Below are 17,766 nucleotides of genomic sequence, written 5' to 3'. Positions count from 1 at the left end.
TAGAGAGAGTGACCACAGCAGACGTGGTGGTTTGAGTCGAACTGGATGGCACGCCGCGACCGGGCACCGGTTTTGCGCACAGCCAAGGCAAGACCAGTCGAGCAGTCGCTATCACACGCATTCGCACCGCACCGCTCGATCTACGTGAACTGCACGTCGTGGGAGCGTTTCCTTGCCGTCACTCAACCCTTCCGTCCTCGAGCGTTTTGCTCGCTCCCCGTTGCCGGTCTTTGTGCTCGTCGCAATCGCGGGCCACATGGACGCGCTCGCCATGCTTCATAGCAAAGAATGGCTCGCCGTATACATGACGGGCAATTCCACCAAGCTTAGTCAGTCGCTGCTTCACGGCGCATTGAGCAAGGCGCTTCCGTTACTTGCCGTGATCGCGTCTTTTCTCGCATCCACAACGTTTGCCGCATGGCTCGGAAGCCGCTTTCCCCGATGGCGCGCATCGCTTTGCATGGTGCTGACGGCGGCGTTCCTTGCTGCTGTCGTGCCGAATGCCAGCGAACACTACACGCCGTTTTCCACGTCTCTCATTGCGGCCAGCATGGGTGCGATGAATCAGGCGCTTGCCGATCAACCGGGTGTCACCTTCATCACCGGTACGGTCGTTGGAATAGGAAGACAGCTTGCCGCTTGCAAATTCAATGCAGCCGCGCTCGGCATGCTGCGCTGGTTTGCGTGGATTGCCGGTGCGGCCGTTGGCACGTCGCTCGACTTTTTGTATGGGCCAGAGGCGCTTGCGTTCGTTGCACTGGCCGCACTTGTTTGCGCGCTTGCGGCGGCCTTGCATGGCACCGCCGTGCATCCACGACAGCGCGTGCACTGAGTGCTCTTGACGAATGCGTTGATCATCAACCTGCGGAGATATCGCTCATGGTCACGGACAAAAGCCCCTTTTACGCCGTTTCAGGTCCCGGCACAGCCGACGGCCCTACGTTGCCCGTCGCAGGCCAGTCTCAGAAGGCCGCCGAGATAGACGTGGGTTCCGTCAAGGACGGGAAAGTTGAATTCGCGAACTGGAAAGGCGATGCGGACAAACCTTCGCCAGCGCCACCGGCGCCGTGCGCGCCTGATAAGCGCATCGGCTTCGCGGTTGTGGGTCTTGGCCGGCTTGCACTGGAACAAATCCTCCCAGCGTTCGTCAGCAGCAGGCACGCGCGGATTGCGGGACTGGTATCCGGCAGTCCCGAGAAAGCCCGTGTGGTCGCGGCGCAGTACGGCATAAGCGAACAGGCCATCTATGACTACGACAGCATGGCCTGTCTCGCCGATAACCCGGACATACAGGCGGTCTACGTGGTGACGCCTAACGCAATGCATCTGCCGCACGTCATTGCAGCCGCGAACGCCGGCAAGCATGTGCTCTGTGAAAAACCAATGGCCAATACCTCCGACGAGGCACGGCAGATGATCGATGCCTGTGCAAAGGCTGGCGTCAAGCTCATGGTCGCGTATCGGTGTCAATTCGAAGTGTTCAACAGTGCGGCTGCCGCGCTTGTGAACTCAGGTGATCTGGGCAGGCCGCGCATCATCGAAGCCACTAACACACAAGTGCAAGGTTCCGGCGATCAGTGGCGCTTGAGATCCGCTCTCGCGGGCGGCGGCGCGTTGCCGGACATTGGCCTGTATTGTCTCAATGGCGCGCGCCATGTGCTGGGCGAAGAACCCGTCGAGGTCTACGCGCAGATCATCAATCCCGCGGATGATGACCGCTACAAGGAAGTTGAGGAAAGCATCGCGTTCACACTGCGCTTTGCATCTGGCGCAATCGCATTGTGCGCGAGCAGTTACGGCGCGCATGAAACGAAGGACATGCGTATTCGCCTTGAGAGAGGATGGATCGATATCGAGAACGCTTTCGCGTACAAGGGCCAGCGCGTGCGCGTCGCGCGACGCAAAGATGATTTCGAAGTGGTGGAAGAGCAGCGTCTTGAATTCACAGACCAGTTCATGCTTGAAATCGATCACTTTGCGCAATGCGTGCGCGATGACCACGCGCCAGCCACGCCTGGAGAAGAAGGCCTGCGCGATCAGGTGCTGATGGAGGCAATTTATCAGTCCGCGCGCGAGCGCCGTCCTATTACCGTGGATGGGTGACTGTGATTGGACTTCTTCTGGCGCGCTTTATCGCTTCAGACTTGCGAGCACAGCGCGCCAATCTGCCCGGCCATGTTCTTGTCTATCGGAGTGTAGACAATCATGCCAAGGTCCGGTCTTCCATCGACGGAAAACGCCGAATATTCCAGCTCGATCGATCCGAGCTTGGGATGCATCAGGCGCTTGATGCCGCCCGCGTCCCCGTGGCTCAGCACGTCGTTATCGCGCCATAAGGCCGCGAATTCCGGACTGGCGCTGCTCAACTCGTCGACAAGTGCGGCGACCTCCGACGCCAGTCCCGCGCGCGCCACGTCCGCCCTGAACGCGCCGACTACAAAACGGGCCACGCTTTCCCAGTCGTGCTGCTTGGCGCGGACGGCGGGATTGCGGAAGAGGAACTGCAGGATATTGCGCTCCTTGGCCGGTAGCGAACCGTAATCGGTCAGCACGACCGCGGCCGCGCGGTTCCATGCGACGACATCCCAGGTTGCGGTCTTGATGATCGCCGGGCTTGTTTCAAGCGAGTCGAGCAGGCGCTGCAGGCGGGGATTGACGGCATCGACCGATTTGTAACGGACTTCCGGCGGCCGTCCAAGCCCGAGCATGAAGAGATGTTCGCGCTCAGCGTCGGTCAGCATCAAGGCACTGGAGATGCGGTCCAGCACGTCTGGCGACGCAGCGCCGCCGCGTCCCTGTTCAAGCCAGGTGTACCAGGTAGGACTGATGTGCGCGCGCTGCGCGACTTCTTCCCGGCGCAAACCAGGTGTGCGCCGGCGTCCGGAAAATCCGAAGCTGGCCGGGTCGAGCCGCGCGCGGCGGCTTCGCAGAAAATCGCCGAGAGATCGGGCGGAATTGACTGACATGAGCATCCTGTTAGTCGTCTTACTATGATGAGATCACTACTTTAACGGGATAAGAATTCGTCGGATAGTGAACGCGTGACAAACAAGGAGAGTTCACATGCGTATTTTTCTGACGGGCGCGACGGGTTTTATCGGCTCGGCTCTTGTTCCCGAATTGATCCAGGCAGGTCATCATGTGATTGGCATGACGCGTTCGGATGCCGGCGCGAGAGCACTTGCCGACGCAGGCGCAGACGTGCACCGCGCGACGCTCGAGGACACCGCGAGCCTGAGCGAAGGCGCGGCGAAAGCGGACGCCGTCATCCATGCGGCCTTCGATCACGATTTCTCGAACTTCGTTGAGAACTGCGAAAAGGACAAGCGCGCGATCGCCGCGCTTGGCGCGGCGCTGGCCGGCTCCAATCGTCCGCTTCTCATCACGTCCGGAACCGGCGTGGGCAGCGGCGAGCACGGTGAACTGGCGAGTGAGGACGTATTCAATACCCGCCATCCGAATCCGCGCATCGGGTCGGAACTGGCGGGAAACGCGTTGCTGGAAGCTGGCGTCAATGTGTCGGTGATGCGCCTGCCGCAAGTTCACAACCCGTACAAACAGGGCCTCATTTCACCGATGGTCGCCATCGCCCGGGAGAAAGGGGTTTCGGCGTACGTCGGCGAGGGACGCAATCGCTGGCCGGCTGGCCATCTTTCGGATGTTGTGCGTCTGTATCGGCTGGCGATAGAAAAAGGAGCGCGCGGTGCGCGTTATCACGCGGTCGGGGAAGAGGGAATCACCAGCCGGGAAATCGCCGAGTCGCTTGGGCGCGGCTTGAAATTGCCGGTGGTATCGATTGCACCGGAAGAGGCGCAGGCGCATTTCGGCTGGATGGCGATGTTCACCACGCTGGATATGCCGGCTTCCAGCGCGCTGACGCAGGCACGTTTGGGATGGAAGCCGACAGGCCCGACGCTGATCGCCGATCTCGACGAAGCGCGTTACGTTTGAGGATTGCGCGTAATCCGCAGCCGCAGTTCGTTGCGCGCTTGGCGTCAGAATGATATAAAGCGGTGTCGGAAAAGGCAGACTTGGTTTGGTAAGCCCAAGTCCTTTCGGTAACGAAAGCTCTGGTCTTTGGCCTCGTGCATGAGATCCCCACGACGAACACAGGACGCGGTCTACGCGTCCCGATGTTCGTCCGTGCGGTTCTCGATCTGAGGAACGCTCCGGTCGAACATCATCGACTAAGGAGCCTTTCATGCACAACCATCATTCTCATCCCCACGACGTCGTCATTGCCGGAGCCGGCCCCGTTGGCCTGTTTCTCGCCTGCGAGCTGCGCCTGCAGGGTCTCTCGGTCCTCGTGCTGGAGCAGGCGAAAGTTCCACACTCTCCCTTGAAGCGCCTTCCGTTTGGAATGCGCGGTCTTTCGGCGCCCACCCTCGAAGCGTTCTACCGTCGTGGGCTGCTGGACGAAATCATCGCCGCGCAACGCGCCAATGATGCCGCGAGCGAGACCGCGGCAACCGCGCACTGGATGCAACAGCCGCGTCGCCCGGCCGGGCACTTCGCAGGCATTCAGTTCTATCACGACCGGATCGATGCATCGAAGTGGCCGTATCGGCTGCCAAGCCCCGCCGGCACCAGCATGCCGGCCGCATTGGAGACACTCGAAACCGTCCTCGCCCGGCGAGCCGGTGCGATGGGCGTCGAGATCCGGCGCGGTGCAGACGTTGACGGTTTCATCGAGTCAGACGAAGAGGTGATGGTTCACGCGGGCAATGAGACCTTTCGCGGATCCTGGCTTGTGGGCTGCGATGGCGGGCGCAGCGCGATTCGTAAAGCGGGCGGATTCGAATTCGCCGGAACCGACCCCGAATTTACGGGCTATTCGGTCGAAGTCGAGATGGCCGACCCCGAAGCGCTCCGCCCGGGGCGGCACTATACGCCGACCGGCATGTACACCTATGCGCGTCCCGGCACGATTGCGATGGTCGAATTCGACGGCGGCGCTTCTCACCGGATCCAACCGATCAGCATCGACCATGTTCAGGCGGTGTTGCGCCGTGTATCCGGCGTCGATGTCACCCTGACAAGACTTCGGCTCGCCACGACCTGGACGGATCGGGCGTATCAGGCGACGACGTATCGCAAGGGGCGGGTGCTGCTTGCCGGCGACGCGGCGCACATTCACTCTCCGTTGGGTGGCCAAGGGCTCAACCTTGGGATTGGAGACGCGCTTAACCTGGGTTGGAAACTGGCGGCTACCGTTCGCGGCGACGCACCGGCTGGTCTGCTCGACAGTTATTCGCTAGAACGGCATCCGGTGGGCGCAAGCGTTCTGGATTGGTCGCGCGCGCAGGTTGCGCTCATGCGGCCTACCCAAAGTACGCGTGCGCTCGAAGCCATCATGCGCGATCTTATCGACACGCCGGATGGCGCGACATACTTCGCCGAGCGTGTGTGGGGCGTTTCGCTTCGCTATGATCTTGACGACAGTCAGCCGCTGACCGGCCGCAGCGTGCCCGATTTCGAACTGGTTGACGGACTGAAGGTCGGCGCTCTTCTGACTGAAGGGAAGGGTGTTTTTCTCGATTTCGGTTCGGACGCGTCGCTTCGGGCGCTTGTGAACCGTTGGCGGGAGCGGGTTCGCTATGTCGCAAGCGACGCCAGGAATCGGCTGGGCTTGAGTGCCGTGCTCATGCGTCCCGATGGGATCGTCGCCTGGGCCAGCGAGACCGCATCACGCGAGGAAGAGGTTGCCCGTGCCCTGTCGCGATGGTTTGGCGAACCCGAAAGTGCCAGTCAATCCGACTAGTCATTCGCCGCGCCGGAGTCGGCCGTGGTTATTGCGTCATGATGGTGAATTCGTGGCTCCGGTCTTCATTGTTCGGCGGCTTTTAGATAGGAGTCGGCGTTTGGTGGCATGACGCACAGCTTTGATCGATCGCGCGTGCGATGATGCTCGCTTGCGACGCGGAAAGGAGTTTTATATGAACGCACTTCCTTCAATATCCAGGCCGGTCGTGTTACCGGACGCTTCGGTGTGGTTTTCGGCTTACGCATTCGGCTGGGGTTACCGCGCCTTTTCATTGCCCGCCGATGTTGTATGCGAGCAGCTAGGCGCAGCCGACACCACGCGCCATCAACTGGTACTCGCGTTTGAGCTTGGCAGGAAACGTATTGTGCGGAGCGTTGAAAAGTGCTCGGCCGCTGACGCAGGCGAGCGCGTCGCACTCCGGACACTTGACCTCTGAGCGGTCATTGCCTGCAAGCTTGAGTTCTCCCGCCCGCTGCCTTAAAAGGTTCATCGCGCACCTGTAGCATCGGGCGATTCGCATTCACGCGCTTCGCAGCCGGCATCCGCGACTCCTCCCCTGGATCCAACCGGAGCGCAGATGCTCGTTCATTTCATGCCGTCATCCGGCATCGTCATTGGCATGCTCGTCGCATGCTTTGTCATGGTCCTCGCGTTCGAGGCGACCAATGGTTTCCACGATGCATCCAACGCCGTTGCGACCGTCATTTACACGCAGTCCCTGAAGCCCGTTCCCGCCGTGGTCTGGTCCGGCCTGATGAACTTCGTTGGCGTGCTGGTCGGCGGCATTGCGGTAGCGTACGCGCTTGTCGAAATCCTGCCGCCCGACGTGCTGACACCGCCCAATGGCGCGCCCGCAGTCCCGATGCTCGTCTCCATTTTCGCCGCAGCGCTATTTTGGAACATCCTTACGTGGGCATTCGGCATTCCTAACAGTAGTTCTCACTGCATCATCGGCGCGCTGATTGGCGTAGCGGCCGCAGACGCATTGCTCAAATCGCGCAGCTTGTCGCAAGGCGTGGACTGGAAGCAGATTGTCACGGTGCTGGAAGGACTCGCAATCTCGCCAGTACTTGGATTCGTGCTGGCTGGCGCGCTATATGGCCTGCTCAGGTTGATCGTGCGCAAGGGACACTTGTTCGAGACGCCTGAACAAGACAAACCGCCCGTCTGGTGGCTGCGCGCAATGCTGATTCTGACCTGCACGTCCGTCAGTTTTTCGCATGGCACGAATGATGGGCAGAAAAGCATCGGTCTGATCATGCTGACAATAATCGGGCTGCTGCCGGCAACGTACGCGTTGAATCCGCAGGCCATCGACCAGTTGCAGCAACTTCACCAGCACGCCATCGAGGCGATGCCGCTGATCCAGAAATATGGAGACGATGTCAAGCAGCAGGCGCTGAAGTCTGCACAGGCGCTGCAGAATGCGGGGCCCGAGCTGGACCGGCAAGCTTCTCAACTCAAGTCGAACGGTACGCCGCCAGATAATGAGCGGGCTGCGCGGTCGCAATTGCGTGGGTATATCTATGACGTCACCTCGCAGATGAAGCATGTTGGCGAAGTAAAAAATGCATCGCCAGAAGACAAGAAGCTGGCCGGGACACTGCTCAAGCAAATGAGCTTGCCGGTCGAATATGCGCCGCTCTGGGTCCGCATGCTAAGCGCGCTTTGCCTCGGTATTGGGACAATGGTCGGATATAAGCGCGTGGTCCGCACGCTTGGAGAACGCCTTGGGCGGCAGCACATGACGCCGGGTCAAGGACTCAGCGCCGAGCTCGTGGGTTCGGTGCTGATTGGGACGGCAGGCTTTACAGGACTCCCGGTGAGTACCACGCACATTGTGACGTCCGGGATCGCGGGGACGATGGTTGCAGGCGGTCAAGGCGTGCAGGGCAACATGCTGTTGCGAATCGCGCTGACGTGGATCGTTACATTGCCGGTGACCATGTTGCTGTCGGCCGGCCTGTTCTACGTGCTGGCGAACCCGAACTTTTGACGGCAGGGCATTCGCCGGCTCGCGCTTACGATCAATTCAGGAAAGCTTCTCATGCAACCGTACAAGCCACCAACGCCACATTGATACCTGAATTGGAGGCCGGTGAGTCGTATCAGCCACACAAGTGGCGATCTCAGCGTATTTTCCAGACACCATCCCGAACCTCGTCTTCGGAACTTCATCACCATTAAATTGGCATAACCAACTATTTGTGTCTTGAACTGCACAGAACGAAAGCTCATGCTGAATACCTCTTTCGGCCATTGTCCGGTATGACACGGAATGTTGATCGACCGAAACCGCGTACGTGAAAGGCAAGTACGTTTTTTCCATGCCATGGCAGACATCGTTGACCATTTCTCCATCACAAGACAACATGTAGACCGTAACTTCATTCTCGAGCGAAGTGGAAATGGATGCCGAGACGGGAAAAAAGCAAAGTGCCGCCGCGACCACGAAGTAACCCGTTATTCTTTTCGTGTTCGCCGCGCCAGCATGAGGATGTCTGAAAATAATACGTGCGGCCTCCAAAGGACCATGAAGGTTGGACGTGTGCGGCTTCAGGCGCGCCAATAGAACGAAGTGCATGTCAATCCACCTTCAATTCGTCACGCGATACGGCCGCATCATTTCATTGTCTTCGTGTGTGAGGACGTGACAGTGCCAGACGTAGTATCCCTGTGTTGGATCGAATTGGTACAGGTTGCTCCCGGCGTCCGATTGGTTGGCGGTTACAGGAACGCTCGACGGCGTCCATCGAACGAGAATTCTGAGGACCTGTCCAGCGTGCGCATCGGCTGTGTCCTTCCATCCCGATTCTCCAGGCGTTGGCGCCATGACGCCGCCTTCCAGGTAGCCGCTGAACGGAAGATTGCCGCCAAGCGCACCGTCTTTATTGGGCGTTGCGTAGTCGAGGGGAGGGCCATAGTCGGCGCAGTACGTGCCGGCCGTGCATCCCGCTGGCAGAGGCGCCGGGCTGCTGCCTGCCGCGCCGAATGCCTTGTTCCAGTCGGCCAGATATCGAGCTGCATTGATGGCCTGACGGTTGAGAACCTGGAACTGCGTCAGATGGAGATGAACCGGATGACTGGCCCCGGCCATCGTCGACAGATAAACGATTTCCCACATTTCCGTTGATCCCACGCGTGGCAGTTCGCTGATGCCATCACTTGGAAAATCATGGGCGATGCCCGGCGACTCCAGGCCGTTCCACGTGGTGTTATTGACATACTCCTTGATATCCGTTGGAACGGGGCCGCCAGATGTCTCGACGTGATCGTAAAGGACCATCTGCCTGACCCTGTCGACTTTTACTCCGGGGAGCACATTGCCATTTCCATTGGTCAGGCGAGCCAACGGGTTTTTCCTGGCGCAGAGCCCAGAAGCCGCGTCAGGGTTTGCGGGATCGCAACTGGTATCAGGCGTCGATGCCGACGCCGCCACCCTGAATTGCATGATATCGGGCAGCTGAACGTCCTGGCCGCGCTGCGAATTTGTCAGTTCGATCGTCTGACCGGCAAAGTTGGAAAAATCGACAATGATGTCGGCCCGCTCACCAGGCGACACAGACAGACCCTCGGAAGTACCACTCGAAGAAGCCGCGAGGGGAACGGGTTTGTCGAAGTAATTGTCGTCTGCCCCGACCAGGTAAACAGGTGCATTGCCGAAGACCAATGTATATCCGCGATTCAAGCTGCCGTTCAGGATATGCAGGCGGTAGCGTCGCGGCTCGACGTTCAGGTAAGGGAAAGCCGCGCCATTCACGACCGCGACATCGCCCTCGAAAATTGGACTCCAGAATGGATGATTGAGGGAAGCCTGCTGAGTGGGCAAGTAGAGCTGACCATTCGTGTCGAACATGCGATCCTGCACCGCCATTTCGATTTCGTTGCGACCGCTCGGATATCCTTGCGGCTCCGTGTTGGGGTCTTCGAGAAAATAAAATCCCGCGAGCCCCGCGTAGACGTTCAGGCGCGTGACTCCCAAGGCGTGGTCATGGAACCACAACGTGCCTGGTTCCTGCGAATTTGGATATTCATAGACCGCCGTGCCAGGAGCGGGGTTGCCGATCGTGTGAAAGTCCGTACCTTTCAGTCCATTTGGTGTGAACCATGATTCTGGATCGCCGTCGTACGCGGCAGGAATTTCAGCACCATGCAAGTGGACGGTAGCGGGAACTGGACCGATGTAATTCTGCTTACATGACGATGCGGTGCTCGCGTTCTCCATTTGCATCCCGCAGCCGCTTTTCAACGGGTCAGCCCAGTGCACGGTCTGGTCGAATGGCAATTCTCCTTGCACCAGTCCAGGACCGCCAGGGTGAGCCGGATCGAAGCTCGGCAGTTTGTTGACGTATGTGGCGTGGGTAGCGATACCGCGCTGGGCCACGATGGTGACTGCCGGCCAGTGCGCCGGACCAAGTACCGCGCCTGTGCTGGAATCTGTGGTCTGGTATGTCCATACGCGGGTCTGACCGAACGTAACCCCTGAGCCGCATTGAACGTATGAACCCGGTGGCAATACCTGCTGATTGGTTTCCGTCATGGTGACGGTAAGGTTGGGGTGAGCAGCCGCATCCACGCGCGGTATCGCGCCTGCCGGCCCGAACACGGGCAGACTGATCGCGAACTTCGCAAAACAGTTCCCGTCCAGTTTCGTCTGTGCAACGACCAGTGGACTATTATCAGCACCGCTATTGCAGCCGTGCGCGAAAAGGCTCGACGACAAGGCAGCAACAGTCAAGGCGATCATGCCCGGGCGAGACCGTGTTGCCGGTTTGCGATGTTCCGCCGCATCTTTGGGCATGGTGTCTCTCCTTCATGCGCCGTTTTTATTTGTTATGGATAACTAACCGCTGGAGTGCGCTCTTCGGTCTGCTTTATCAAATCGTTCGCCATCTTGAACTGCGGAAGCCATGCTCTGGCAGCGAAACCCGATCGCTTCGCGACAGGTAGCAAATGCATGTGCGTGCGCAGCCTCAGGTTCGGTTCATCGCCGTCGCGCATCACTCCCGCTGCGTTCGCGCGCCTGTTGCTTTGACGCGGTAATTCGAGGCGCCGCCTCAGCTGAGTGGGAGTCGAATGAAGTGTGTAATATTGAGCGTACTTTGACATCACCAGAAGTGGTGATGGTCATGCTGAATGGCCTCCGCACACGGAGACTCCCATGCAACAGAACGAACTCCTGGAAGCTGTCGATCTCATCTACGCTGCTGCACTCGACGAAGGTGCGAGCTGGCATGATCTGGGTGACAAACTGATGACGCTGATGGAGGCGCAACGTGCGACGCTGTGGTTGGCTGATGAAGCCGGTGCGCCAGGCAACCTTCTGATGCGTCGCGATTCCTATGACGAAGAATACGCGTCCAGGTACGTTCTTCTTGATCCCTATCGCGCGTCGGCGCGGGAGGTAAGCGTCGAGGAAACAGTGCGCCGGCGGGGGGACGTTCGGCTGGGTCACGAGATCATCCCGGACGCCAGCTATGTGAAAAGCGAGTTTTACGACGATTTCGGCCGCAAGAGTTCGCGACGTTATATGATCGGCGGCCTGATCGGCATGTCGAAGGTTATCCCGCTTGGATTGCACCGGGATGCGGCTTCACGGCCATTTGGCGAGGGGGACAAGCGCACTCTCTCGCAGTTGCTTCCGCATCTGCAGCGTGGACTTCAGATGCGCGCCCGGCTGGCGCCCACAACATCCGCCCTTGGCGCCGGTGCGCTCGATGCACTGCCAATTGGCGTCATCATTGTCGACAGGGAAATGCGGATTCTTTATAACAACGCGGAAGCGGCAGCGTTGCTGAGCGATTCGCAGTCAGGGTTGTCCTCGGCACAGCCTCGGTCCGGACCGGTCACAGGCGCAAGCAGACTGTTCGCGCGCCATCCACACGACAACGCGCAGCTTTGCCGTCTGGTAGCCGCCGCCGCGAGAGGCGGCGCCGGTGGCGGCATGCAAATCCACGCACGTCCAGGCGCGTTGCCGGGCGATTGCGCCACGCTGTCGGCGCTGGTGTGTCCCGCCCTGCGACACCTGTCTTCCTCAACGCAGCTCAATACGGGCACGAGCATCATCCACGGCGCAGCGACCGTGCTCACGCGGCATCTGCTCAGGCCATCGTCGCCGCCTGTCAGGCTGCTCACCGATCTGTTCGGACTTACGCGCTCTGAAGCCGAGGTCGCGGTCGCCTTGGCGGGAGGCGTAACGGCTGAAGACGTCGCGCGTACACGACGCGTATCGCTCGACACGGTACGCAGCCAGATTCGCACCATTCTGAGAAAAACCGGGGCGACTGGACTGCGCGATTTCGAGCGGATCATCGCATTGAGTTCCACGATGCACACAACGAGCTCGCTTTACGCTTGATGCTCCGATAAGGATAGCTTTCGAGCGCGGAGTTGATTTGTATGCAAAAAGAGCCAAGTGAACTGCTTTGATGAGCACGGCCACGACAAGGGGGACTATACGACAGCGCGATTTGACGTTGCGTTTTCCGGATGTCGCATGTCTATTTTCACCCAGTGCGGGCTGAATTTAATAATACGCGGTGCGTAAGATTATGCGGACGATCATCGCATAGCCTATGTATAACGGCCGTCACGCGTGAAACTTGAGGGATTTATTTGGTTAAATGATGGACTGTCTTTTTCCGACGTTTTTTTTATAAACATTCGCGCTTATGTGTTCGCGTCACTGTTTGGTAATAATCCAACGACATTATCCGGGCTGTTAGCGCGTTAGCGCTGATCAAACCGTCTTCCCTATCGGCTATTGGTGAGTACGCGGTCCTTGCTCGACGCCGCCAATCAGGAACTGCTCCAGTTCTTCCTGGACCTTGGCATGTCGACGCCCTATGCGTTGGGCGCGGGAGTTGCATGCATTAGCTCGATGAACTGAAGCCTGGTTATCTTGCTGCCTTTGCTATCGAGATCAATAGTTGCGCATGCTTCGCGGCCACGCCCGGTGTATGCGTACAAGCGGCGATCGATTTTGTTGCGAACGAAACGGCTATTGCCGAAACCAACGGAAAGCTGGAGTTGTATTGAATACTACTAACCAATCTTTAGACGCAAACCTGAACGGCAATACACCCGTAAGCAAGGTGCTAGTACTGGATGACTCCCCAGTCCACACGCGCACACTAAAGACATTCTGCGACGAACACAGTCTGGTGGCGCTCAACGTGCGGGCGCACCGCCTGTTCTCGGTTCTTCGTTCCAATATCGACCTGGGTGCGATCCTGCTGTCGGAAACGTATGGCGGATCAATGGACGAGTGCGCGCAGATAGCACTCAGGATCAACGCAATCCGCCCCGAGCTGCCGATCATCCTTCGACGCGAATCTACGTCCTCGACCGGCGATTTGCCTGATGGTTTCCGGCGAGTGATTTGCACGGCCTACACGGCCGCCGACATGGCGCCGCTCAAGGCGGCTATCGACAGCTACATCTTCAGCCTGGAATATCCGAACGCGCTGGTCCGGGGCATCCTTGAGATGACCGAATCCATGCTGAATGGCCTGTTTGCAGGCGTCAGCATTTCATGGGACACACCTTGCATCGTGCGGGACCAGATCATCTTTGGCGAAGTGTTCAGCCTGATTCCGCTAGAAAGCGCGTGGTGTCGCGGCTACATGATGATGCAGGCAGAAGAGGCACCCATCCTTACGTTGCTCGATCAGCAGCATCTGTGCGACGGACCTGCGAATTTTCGCGATCTCAACAGTCTGCTGGGGGAGATGACCAATCTCGTCTGGGGCTCGTTCAAGAACCGGTATCTCGGCAACGCGGATGCGCTGTCGCGAAGCCAGGTGCAGGTTCCGCTGCTGATCAACCACCAGCATAAGTACATTTCGTTTGGTACGATCAACCCTCAGTTGTGCTTTGTTTATCGTGTAACCGATCAGGTGAGCGGTCATATCGTAACGCTTCATCAGCGCTTTATCTTTAGCTTGAGCTGGTCGCCCGAAGACTTTAGTGAAGTCAAGCTGGAGACGGGCGATGTCGTAGCCGCGGGTGAGCTCGATTTGTTTTGAACCTAAACCCTACAAATCCTGTATGTCGAAAATTCGTGTTGTCGCTGCTTTCTTGAGGAAGAATGGACTGGACGTTGAAACCGCTGTTGACGGCAAGGACGGCCTTTCGAAGCTGACGTCCAATACGCGACGCATTAGACGCAGGCGGTGAGAAAAACAGCACGATTCAGTGCGTAAGGATGGTACGAGCTTCTGGAGCAGCGTGACGGTGGCGCCTGTTAGCAGCTCCGGGTCGGGCGTCAAGACGAATCAGGGCGCTAACCGATGCCAAGTTGGTGGTTGAAAGAGTGCAAAGTCGATTTCGTGGATGGCCAGCCAAAGGGAATCATGCAGACCACGGCGCGAGAACCGGATTCGCTCATGACGTCACGCCATCGAGCATACGTTTCGCATAAATCCCCAGTCCCGCTGCAACACTCGACATGCGGTCGCCGTACACTGGCTGCGCCTTTTCAAAGCCACTCTTTATCGCCGCAGTCAAAAAATTGAGACCACTCGATCCACCCGTGAAGTACACCGCGTCTACGTCACCGGGCGCAACGCCCGCAAGTCGCGCGGTTTCGCGTGCGGCGTGTGCGATCCGGTTCGTCTCGTCGTGCGCGGCGTCGATCAGCGCGGCGGCGGTCCATTCCACGCGCAATCCCTTTTCGGCCGACTCGAGATCGATCGATGCCGTGGCGCTTGCGGCCAGCGCGATTTTCGTCTGCTCGGCGCGTGCGGCGAGCGCGTGGCCGAGTCGCCGGTGAACGACGCGCATCAGCCGTTGATGATGCGCTGTATCGCGGAACAGGTGGCGCATCAAATGCAATTCCTTGGTGCGCTTAGGCGTGTAGACCGTGTTGATCAGATGCCACGTCGCCAGATCGAAGTAGATGCGATTGGGCAGCTCACGCCCTTCCATATCTAGCGTTCTGTAGCCGAACTCCGGCAGGATCGCGGACAGTTCGACGCGCCGGTCGAAGTCCGTGCCCGCTACATGTACGCCATGATGCGCCAGCACGTCCGTCTTGCGATCCACATGCGTGCGCCGCTGCGGACCCACTCGCACAAGCGAGAAATCAGACGTGCCGCCGCCGAGGTCCGCCACCATCACCAGTTGCTCGGTATCGAGCCGCGATTCGTAATCGAGCGCGGCGGCAATCGGCTCATACTGAAACAGCACTTCATCAAAACCAGCTGCGCGCGCCGCGTGCGCCAGTTGATGCTCGGCGCGGGCGTCGGCCACCGGGTCGTCATCGACAAAGAAAACCGGACGGCCCATTACGACACGCTCGATCGGCGCGTGCGTGAACTGCTCGGCGCAGCGCTTGAGATGGCGGATGAAGGTGGTCACCACATCGAGATAGCGGATGGCCGAACCGTCGCCGCGGTCGGTCGTACTCTCGGCGAGCGACGACCCCAGAATGCTCTTGATGGAGCGCATGAGCCGGCCGTCAAAACCCTCCGTGTAAGCGGCGAGGGCGGCGCGGCCAAACGCGCATGAGTGGTCGTCCACGTTAAAGAAAACTGCCGTTGGCAAGGTCTGAAACGCGCCTTCCACCGTCGCGAGTGTTAGTTCGTCACTGTTCGGGACGGCAACGGCGGAATTGGAGGTGCCAAAGTCGATTGCGCAGTAGGTCATTTGTCGGTCGTGTGGCTGTAAAACGCCTCAGCAATGTCAAATGATAACATTTACCATAAAATGATTGTCCCAGCGGATCAAGTTGTCACGTGACAGATCGACGAGCCGCGACGCGTTTCGTTCATTGAATGCATGAAATGTCAGCGTCCAAAACGGCCGAAAGCCTTATGGGATGGACGTTTGCCAAAAAATAAGAACGTATGGTCAAGTGTTGACATTTTGCAACGCGTATCATAGACTGACTTTCATGGATACCGATTACAACCCAACTACCGTCTCATTAGCCGATTTCCGCGCTCACACGCTCACTGGCGTGGTTCAGCATGAAATCGAGCGAATGATTCTGAGTGGCGAACTCAAACCGGGACAGCGGCTGAACGAGAAAGCGGTCGCCGACAAACTGTCGGTGAGTCGCGGTCCCGTTCGCGAAGCGTGCCGTGCGCTCGCTGAACTCGGCCTTGTTTATCTGATTCCGCAGCGAGGCGTATTCATTCAGCGTGTCACTCGCGATGACGCAATCGAAGTCTACGAGCTGCGCGCCGGCTTGACCGCGCTCTCGGCCTCACTGCTTGCGCCTATGCTCACGAAGGAAATTGCGGAGCAGTTGGACAAGTACGTCGACGACATGCAGGATGCGGCGGAGAAGGGTGACTTCTCGCGCTTCGATCCGCTGAATCTGGAGTTTCACGATTACATCGTGCGCTCAACGGGCAATTCGCGGCTGATCAAGTTGTATCGCGGCTTCGTGAAAGAATTTCACCTGTTCCGTGTGCATGGGCTCGTGCAACGCGGCGCTTTGTTGCAGTCAAATGAAGAGCATCGTGAGATAGTCAATGCGCTAAAGGCGCAGAACGCAAACCTGAGCTATGAAACAAGCTTCAGTCACGTGTCCAAGGGCAAGGAGCGCATGCTGCATGCGCTCGACGACATGACGAAATCAGGCGCGATGTCAAATGCAGAAGTCACTGAGGTCAGTGACAAAATCTCCTGACGTATGGCGTGAAATACAGCTCAGTACTTAGATGAACATGCAGGTGATTCGCCGGTCGAAACTGGCGAATTGATCCGCGCTCGATCTATCGTCAAGTGTGTGGCCTCGATTGTTTGCACTCCGAATAAATGAGACTGATGAACTAGCGCACAAAAACGTATCGACTCACCACGCGCCGGAACACCGGCTTGCGGACGAGCGTCATTGACCTGCGCCAATGGGCATCCGCCACCGCGCGCTGACGAGGACTTCAGACCATGAACACCGTAGCCGCGCAAAATCCGCGCGAGGTGACGTTGCTGCAGATTCTGCTGCTGTTCTCGCGGGTAGGTCTGACGAGCTTCGGCGGCGGACTATCGGCGTGGATATATCGCGAAGTAGTCACGCAACGCGGCTGGCTGAAAGAGGACGAATTCCTCGGCGCACTCACGCTCGGCCAGATTCTGCCTGGCTCCAACGTGATCAACCTGTCGATCTATGTTGGCTACCGGATGCGCGGCGCACTGGGCAGCGCGGTCGCCGTCTGCTCGCTACTCGTGCCGCCCATGATCGTGATCGTGCTGCTTGCCACGGTCTTTCACGAGTTCGCGCAACTCGCATGGCTGCATCGTTTTCTTGAGGGTGTGGCGGCTGCCGCCATCGGCATGACGGCATCGGTTGGCTTTCGCACGGCGCGCTCGCTGCTCGCCGTCCAACGCTGGCCGCTTGCACTGATCGCCGGGGTCTTTCTCGCGATCGGCGTGATGCGTTGGCCGCTGGTGCCGGTTGCGCTCGTGGCGGATGCGGCTGGCCTGTTCATCGCCTCCAGGAGCCAACCGGGTGCGTGACAACATTTACCTGCAACTCATCGCGGTGTTTGCGCCGCTCTCATTGCTCTCGCTCGGCGGTGGCCAGAGTATTGTGGCCGACATCAACCAGCAGGCCGTGGCCATCCACCATTGGGTCACGCAGTCCGAATTCATCGACCTGTTCGCGATGTCGCGCGCGGCGCCCGGCCCAGGCGCGTTGCTTACCACGCTGATCGGATGGAAAACAGCGGGTTTCATGGGGGCGGTGGTTGCGTCGCTCGCGCTCTTCATGCCATCCTCGCTGCTCGCATACGGCGCGACACTCGCGTGGACGCGGCATCATCATCACCCGTGGCATCGAACGGCGGAACGCGGACTCGCGCCGGTCGCGGTCGGCCTGATTCTCGCCAGCGCGGTTTCGGTCATGCGGGCTTCGTCATCCACGTGGATGATCTGGGGACTCGCCGCCGCCGCACTCGTTATTTTTCTGGCGCGGCCCAAACTGAATCCACTCGTCGTGCTTTTCGCAGCGGGTGTGGTGAACGCGGCGCTCGGTCCTATTTTCTGACTACACA

At 58.9% G+C, this 17,766-nt stretch carries 16 protein-coding genes; 12 read left to right on the top strand and 4 right to left on the bottom strand.

Annotation, left to right across the window (positions count from 1 at the left end; translation table 11 throughout):
- The first annotated feature begins 172 nt into the window (after positions 1-172).
- Positions 173-832, top strand: coding sequence for a DUF1275 family protein (locus ACRWA7_RS26260; RefSeq protein WP_438393218.1), 660 nt, complete (start codon positions 173-175; stop codon positions 830-832).
- A gap of 47 nt (positions 833-879) precedes the next feature.
- Entirely contained in the window at positions 880-2,103 is a 1,224-nt protein-coding gene (locus tag ACRWA7_RS26255) for a Gfo/Idh/MocA family oxidoreductase (RefSeq protein WP_438393217.1), read from the top strand.
- A gap of 35 nt (positions 2,104-2,138) precedes the next feature.
- Here ACRWA7_RS26255 and ACRWA7_RS26250 read toward each other — a convergent pair whose 3' ends face one another.
- On the bottom strand, positions 2,139-2,966 hold the full coding sequence (locus ACRWA7_RS26250) for a helix-turn-helix transcriptional regulator (protein WP_438393215.1): 828 nt from the start codon (positions 2,964-2,966) through the stop codon (positions 2,139-2,141).
- A gap of 97 nt (positions 2,967-3,063) precedes the next feature.
- On the opposite strand from ACRWA7_RS26250, the gene ACRWA7_RS26245 reads away from it, so the two are divergent.
- The 4 genes from ACRWA7_RS26245 (at position 3,064) to ACRWA7_RS26230 (ending at position 7,760) form a co-directional block, all read left to right on the top strand.
- On the top strand, positions 3,064-3,951 hold the full coding sequence (locus tag ACRWA7_RS26245) for an SDR family oxidoreductase (RefSeq protein WP_438393213.1): 888 nt from the start codon (positions 3,064-3,066) through the stop codon (positions 3,949-3,951).
- Positions 3,952-4,201: 250 nt separating this feature from the next.
- The gene (locus ACRWA7_RS26240; protein ID WP_438393212.1) at positions 4,202-5,761 is read left to right on the top strand and encodes an FAD-dependent monooxygenase; all 1,560 of its coding nucleotides are present in this window, start codon (positions 4,202-4,204) and stop codon (positions 5,759-5,761) included.
- 175 nt (positions 5,762-5,936) lie between these two features.
- A complete protein-coding gene (locus ACRWA7_RS26235; RefSeq protein ID WP_060818916.1) occupies positions 5,937-6,200 on the top strand; it encodes a hypothetical protein in 264 nt (87 codons plus the stop codon).
- Between the two features lie 141 nt (positions 6,201-6,341).
- The gene (locus tag ACRWA7_RS26230) at positions 6,342-7,760 is read left to right on the top strand and encodes an inorganic phosphate transporter (RefSeq protein ID WP_060818915.1); all 1,419 of its coding nucleotides are present in this window, start codon (positions 6,342-6,344) and stop codon (positions 7,758-7,760) included.
- A 36-nt stretch (positions 7,761-7,796) separates the two neighbouring features.
- On the opposite strand, the gene ACRWA7_RS26225 is transcribed toward ACRWA7_RS26230, so the two are convergent.
- Both ACRWA7_RS26225 and ACRWA7_RS26220 read right to left on the bottom strand, forming a co-directional pair.
- Positions 7,797-8,348 carry a hypothetical protein gene (locus ACRWA7_RS26225; RefSeq protein WP_438393209.1) on the bottom strand — a complete coding sequence of 184 codons (552 nt, stop codon included), beginning with the start codon at positions 8,346-8,348 and terminating at the stop codon, positions 7,797-7,799.
- A 12-nt stretch (positions 8,349-8,360) separates the two neighbouring features.
- A complete protein-coding gene (locus ACRWA7_RS26220) occupies positions 8,361-10,565 on the bottom strand; it encodes a multicopper oxidase family protein (RefSeq protein ID WP_438393208.1) in 2,205 nt (734 codons plus the stop codon).
- A 360-nt stretch (positions 10,566-10,925) separates the two neighbouring features.
- On the opposite strand from ACRWA7_RS26220, the gene ACRWA7_RS26215 reads away from it, so the two are divergent.
- The 3 genes from ACRWA7_RS26215 to ACRWA7_RS26205 all read left to right on the top strand — a co-directional run bounded on the left by ACRWA7_RS26215 (position 10,926) and on the right by ACRWA7_RS26205 (position 13,791).
- Positions 10,926-12,122: a hypothetical protein gene (locus tag ACRWA7_RS26215; protein WP_438393206.1), complete on the top strand. Its 1,197-nt coding sequence runs from the start codon at positions 10,926-10,928 to the stop codon at positions 12,120-12,122.
- A 408-nt stretch (positions 12,123-12,530) separates the two neighbouring features.
- Positions 12,531-12,653, top strand: coding sequence for a hypothetical protein (locus ACRWA7_RS26210; RefSeq protein ID WP_279616254.1), 123 nt, complete (start codon positions 12,531-12,533; stop codon positions 12,651-12,653).
- Positions 12,654-12,831: 178 nt separating this feature from the next.
- Positions 12,832-13,791: a chemotaxis protein CheX gene (locus ACRWA7_RS26205; RefSeq protein WP_438396787.1), complete on the top strand. Its 960-nt coding sequence runs from the start codon at positions 12,832-12,834 to the stop codon at positions 13,789-13,791.
- Positions 13,792-14,149: 358 nt separating this feature from the next.
- On the opposite strand, the gene ACRWA7_RS26200 is transcribed toward ACRWA7_RS26205, so the two are convergent.
- Positions 14,150-15,412, bottom strand: coding sequence for an Hsp70 family protein (locus ACRWA7_RS26200; RefSeq protein WP_438393204.1), 1,263 nt, complete (start codon positions 15,410-15,412; stop codon positions 14,150-14,152).
- Between the two features lie 247 nt (positions 15,413-15,659).
- Between ACRWA7_RS26200 and ACRWA7_RS26195 the strand changes: the two genes are divergently transcribed.
- From ACRWA7_RS26195 to ACRWA7_RS26185, 3 genes are all read left to right on the top strand, one after another.
- Positions 15,660-16,403, top strand: coding sequence for a GntR family transcriptional regulator (locus ACRWA7_RS26195; RefSeq protein WP_438393202.1), 744 nt, complete (start codon positions 15,660-15,662; stop codon positions 16,401-16,403).
- Between the two features lie 257 nt (positions 16,404-16,660).
- On the top strand, positions 16,661-17,230 hold the full coding sequence (locus ACRWA7_RS26190) for a chromate transporter (protein ID WP_060818902.1): 570 nt from the start codon (positions 16,661-16,663) through the stop codon (positions 17,228-17,230).
- A complete protein-coding gene (locus ACRWA7_RS26185) occupies positions 17,223-17,759 on the top strand; it encodes a chromate transporter (protein WP_438393200.1) in 537 nt (178 codons plus the stop codon). The genes ACRWA7_RS26190 and ACRWA7_RS26185 overlap by 8 nt, the downstream gene beginning before the upstream one ends.
- Positions 17,760-17,766: the final 7 nt, after the last annotated feature.

This window comes from Caballeronia sp. DA-9 (genome assembly GCF_051615025.1).
In the GTDB taxonomy this organism is placed as follows: Bacteria; Pseudomonadota; Gammaproteobacteria; order Burkholderiales; family Burkholderiaceae; genus Caballeronia; species Caballeronia sordidicola.
The sequence above is the reverse complement of the archived record's forward strand: the minus strand, read 5'-3'. Positions and strand labels throughout refer to the sequence as shown.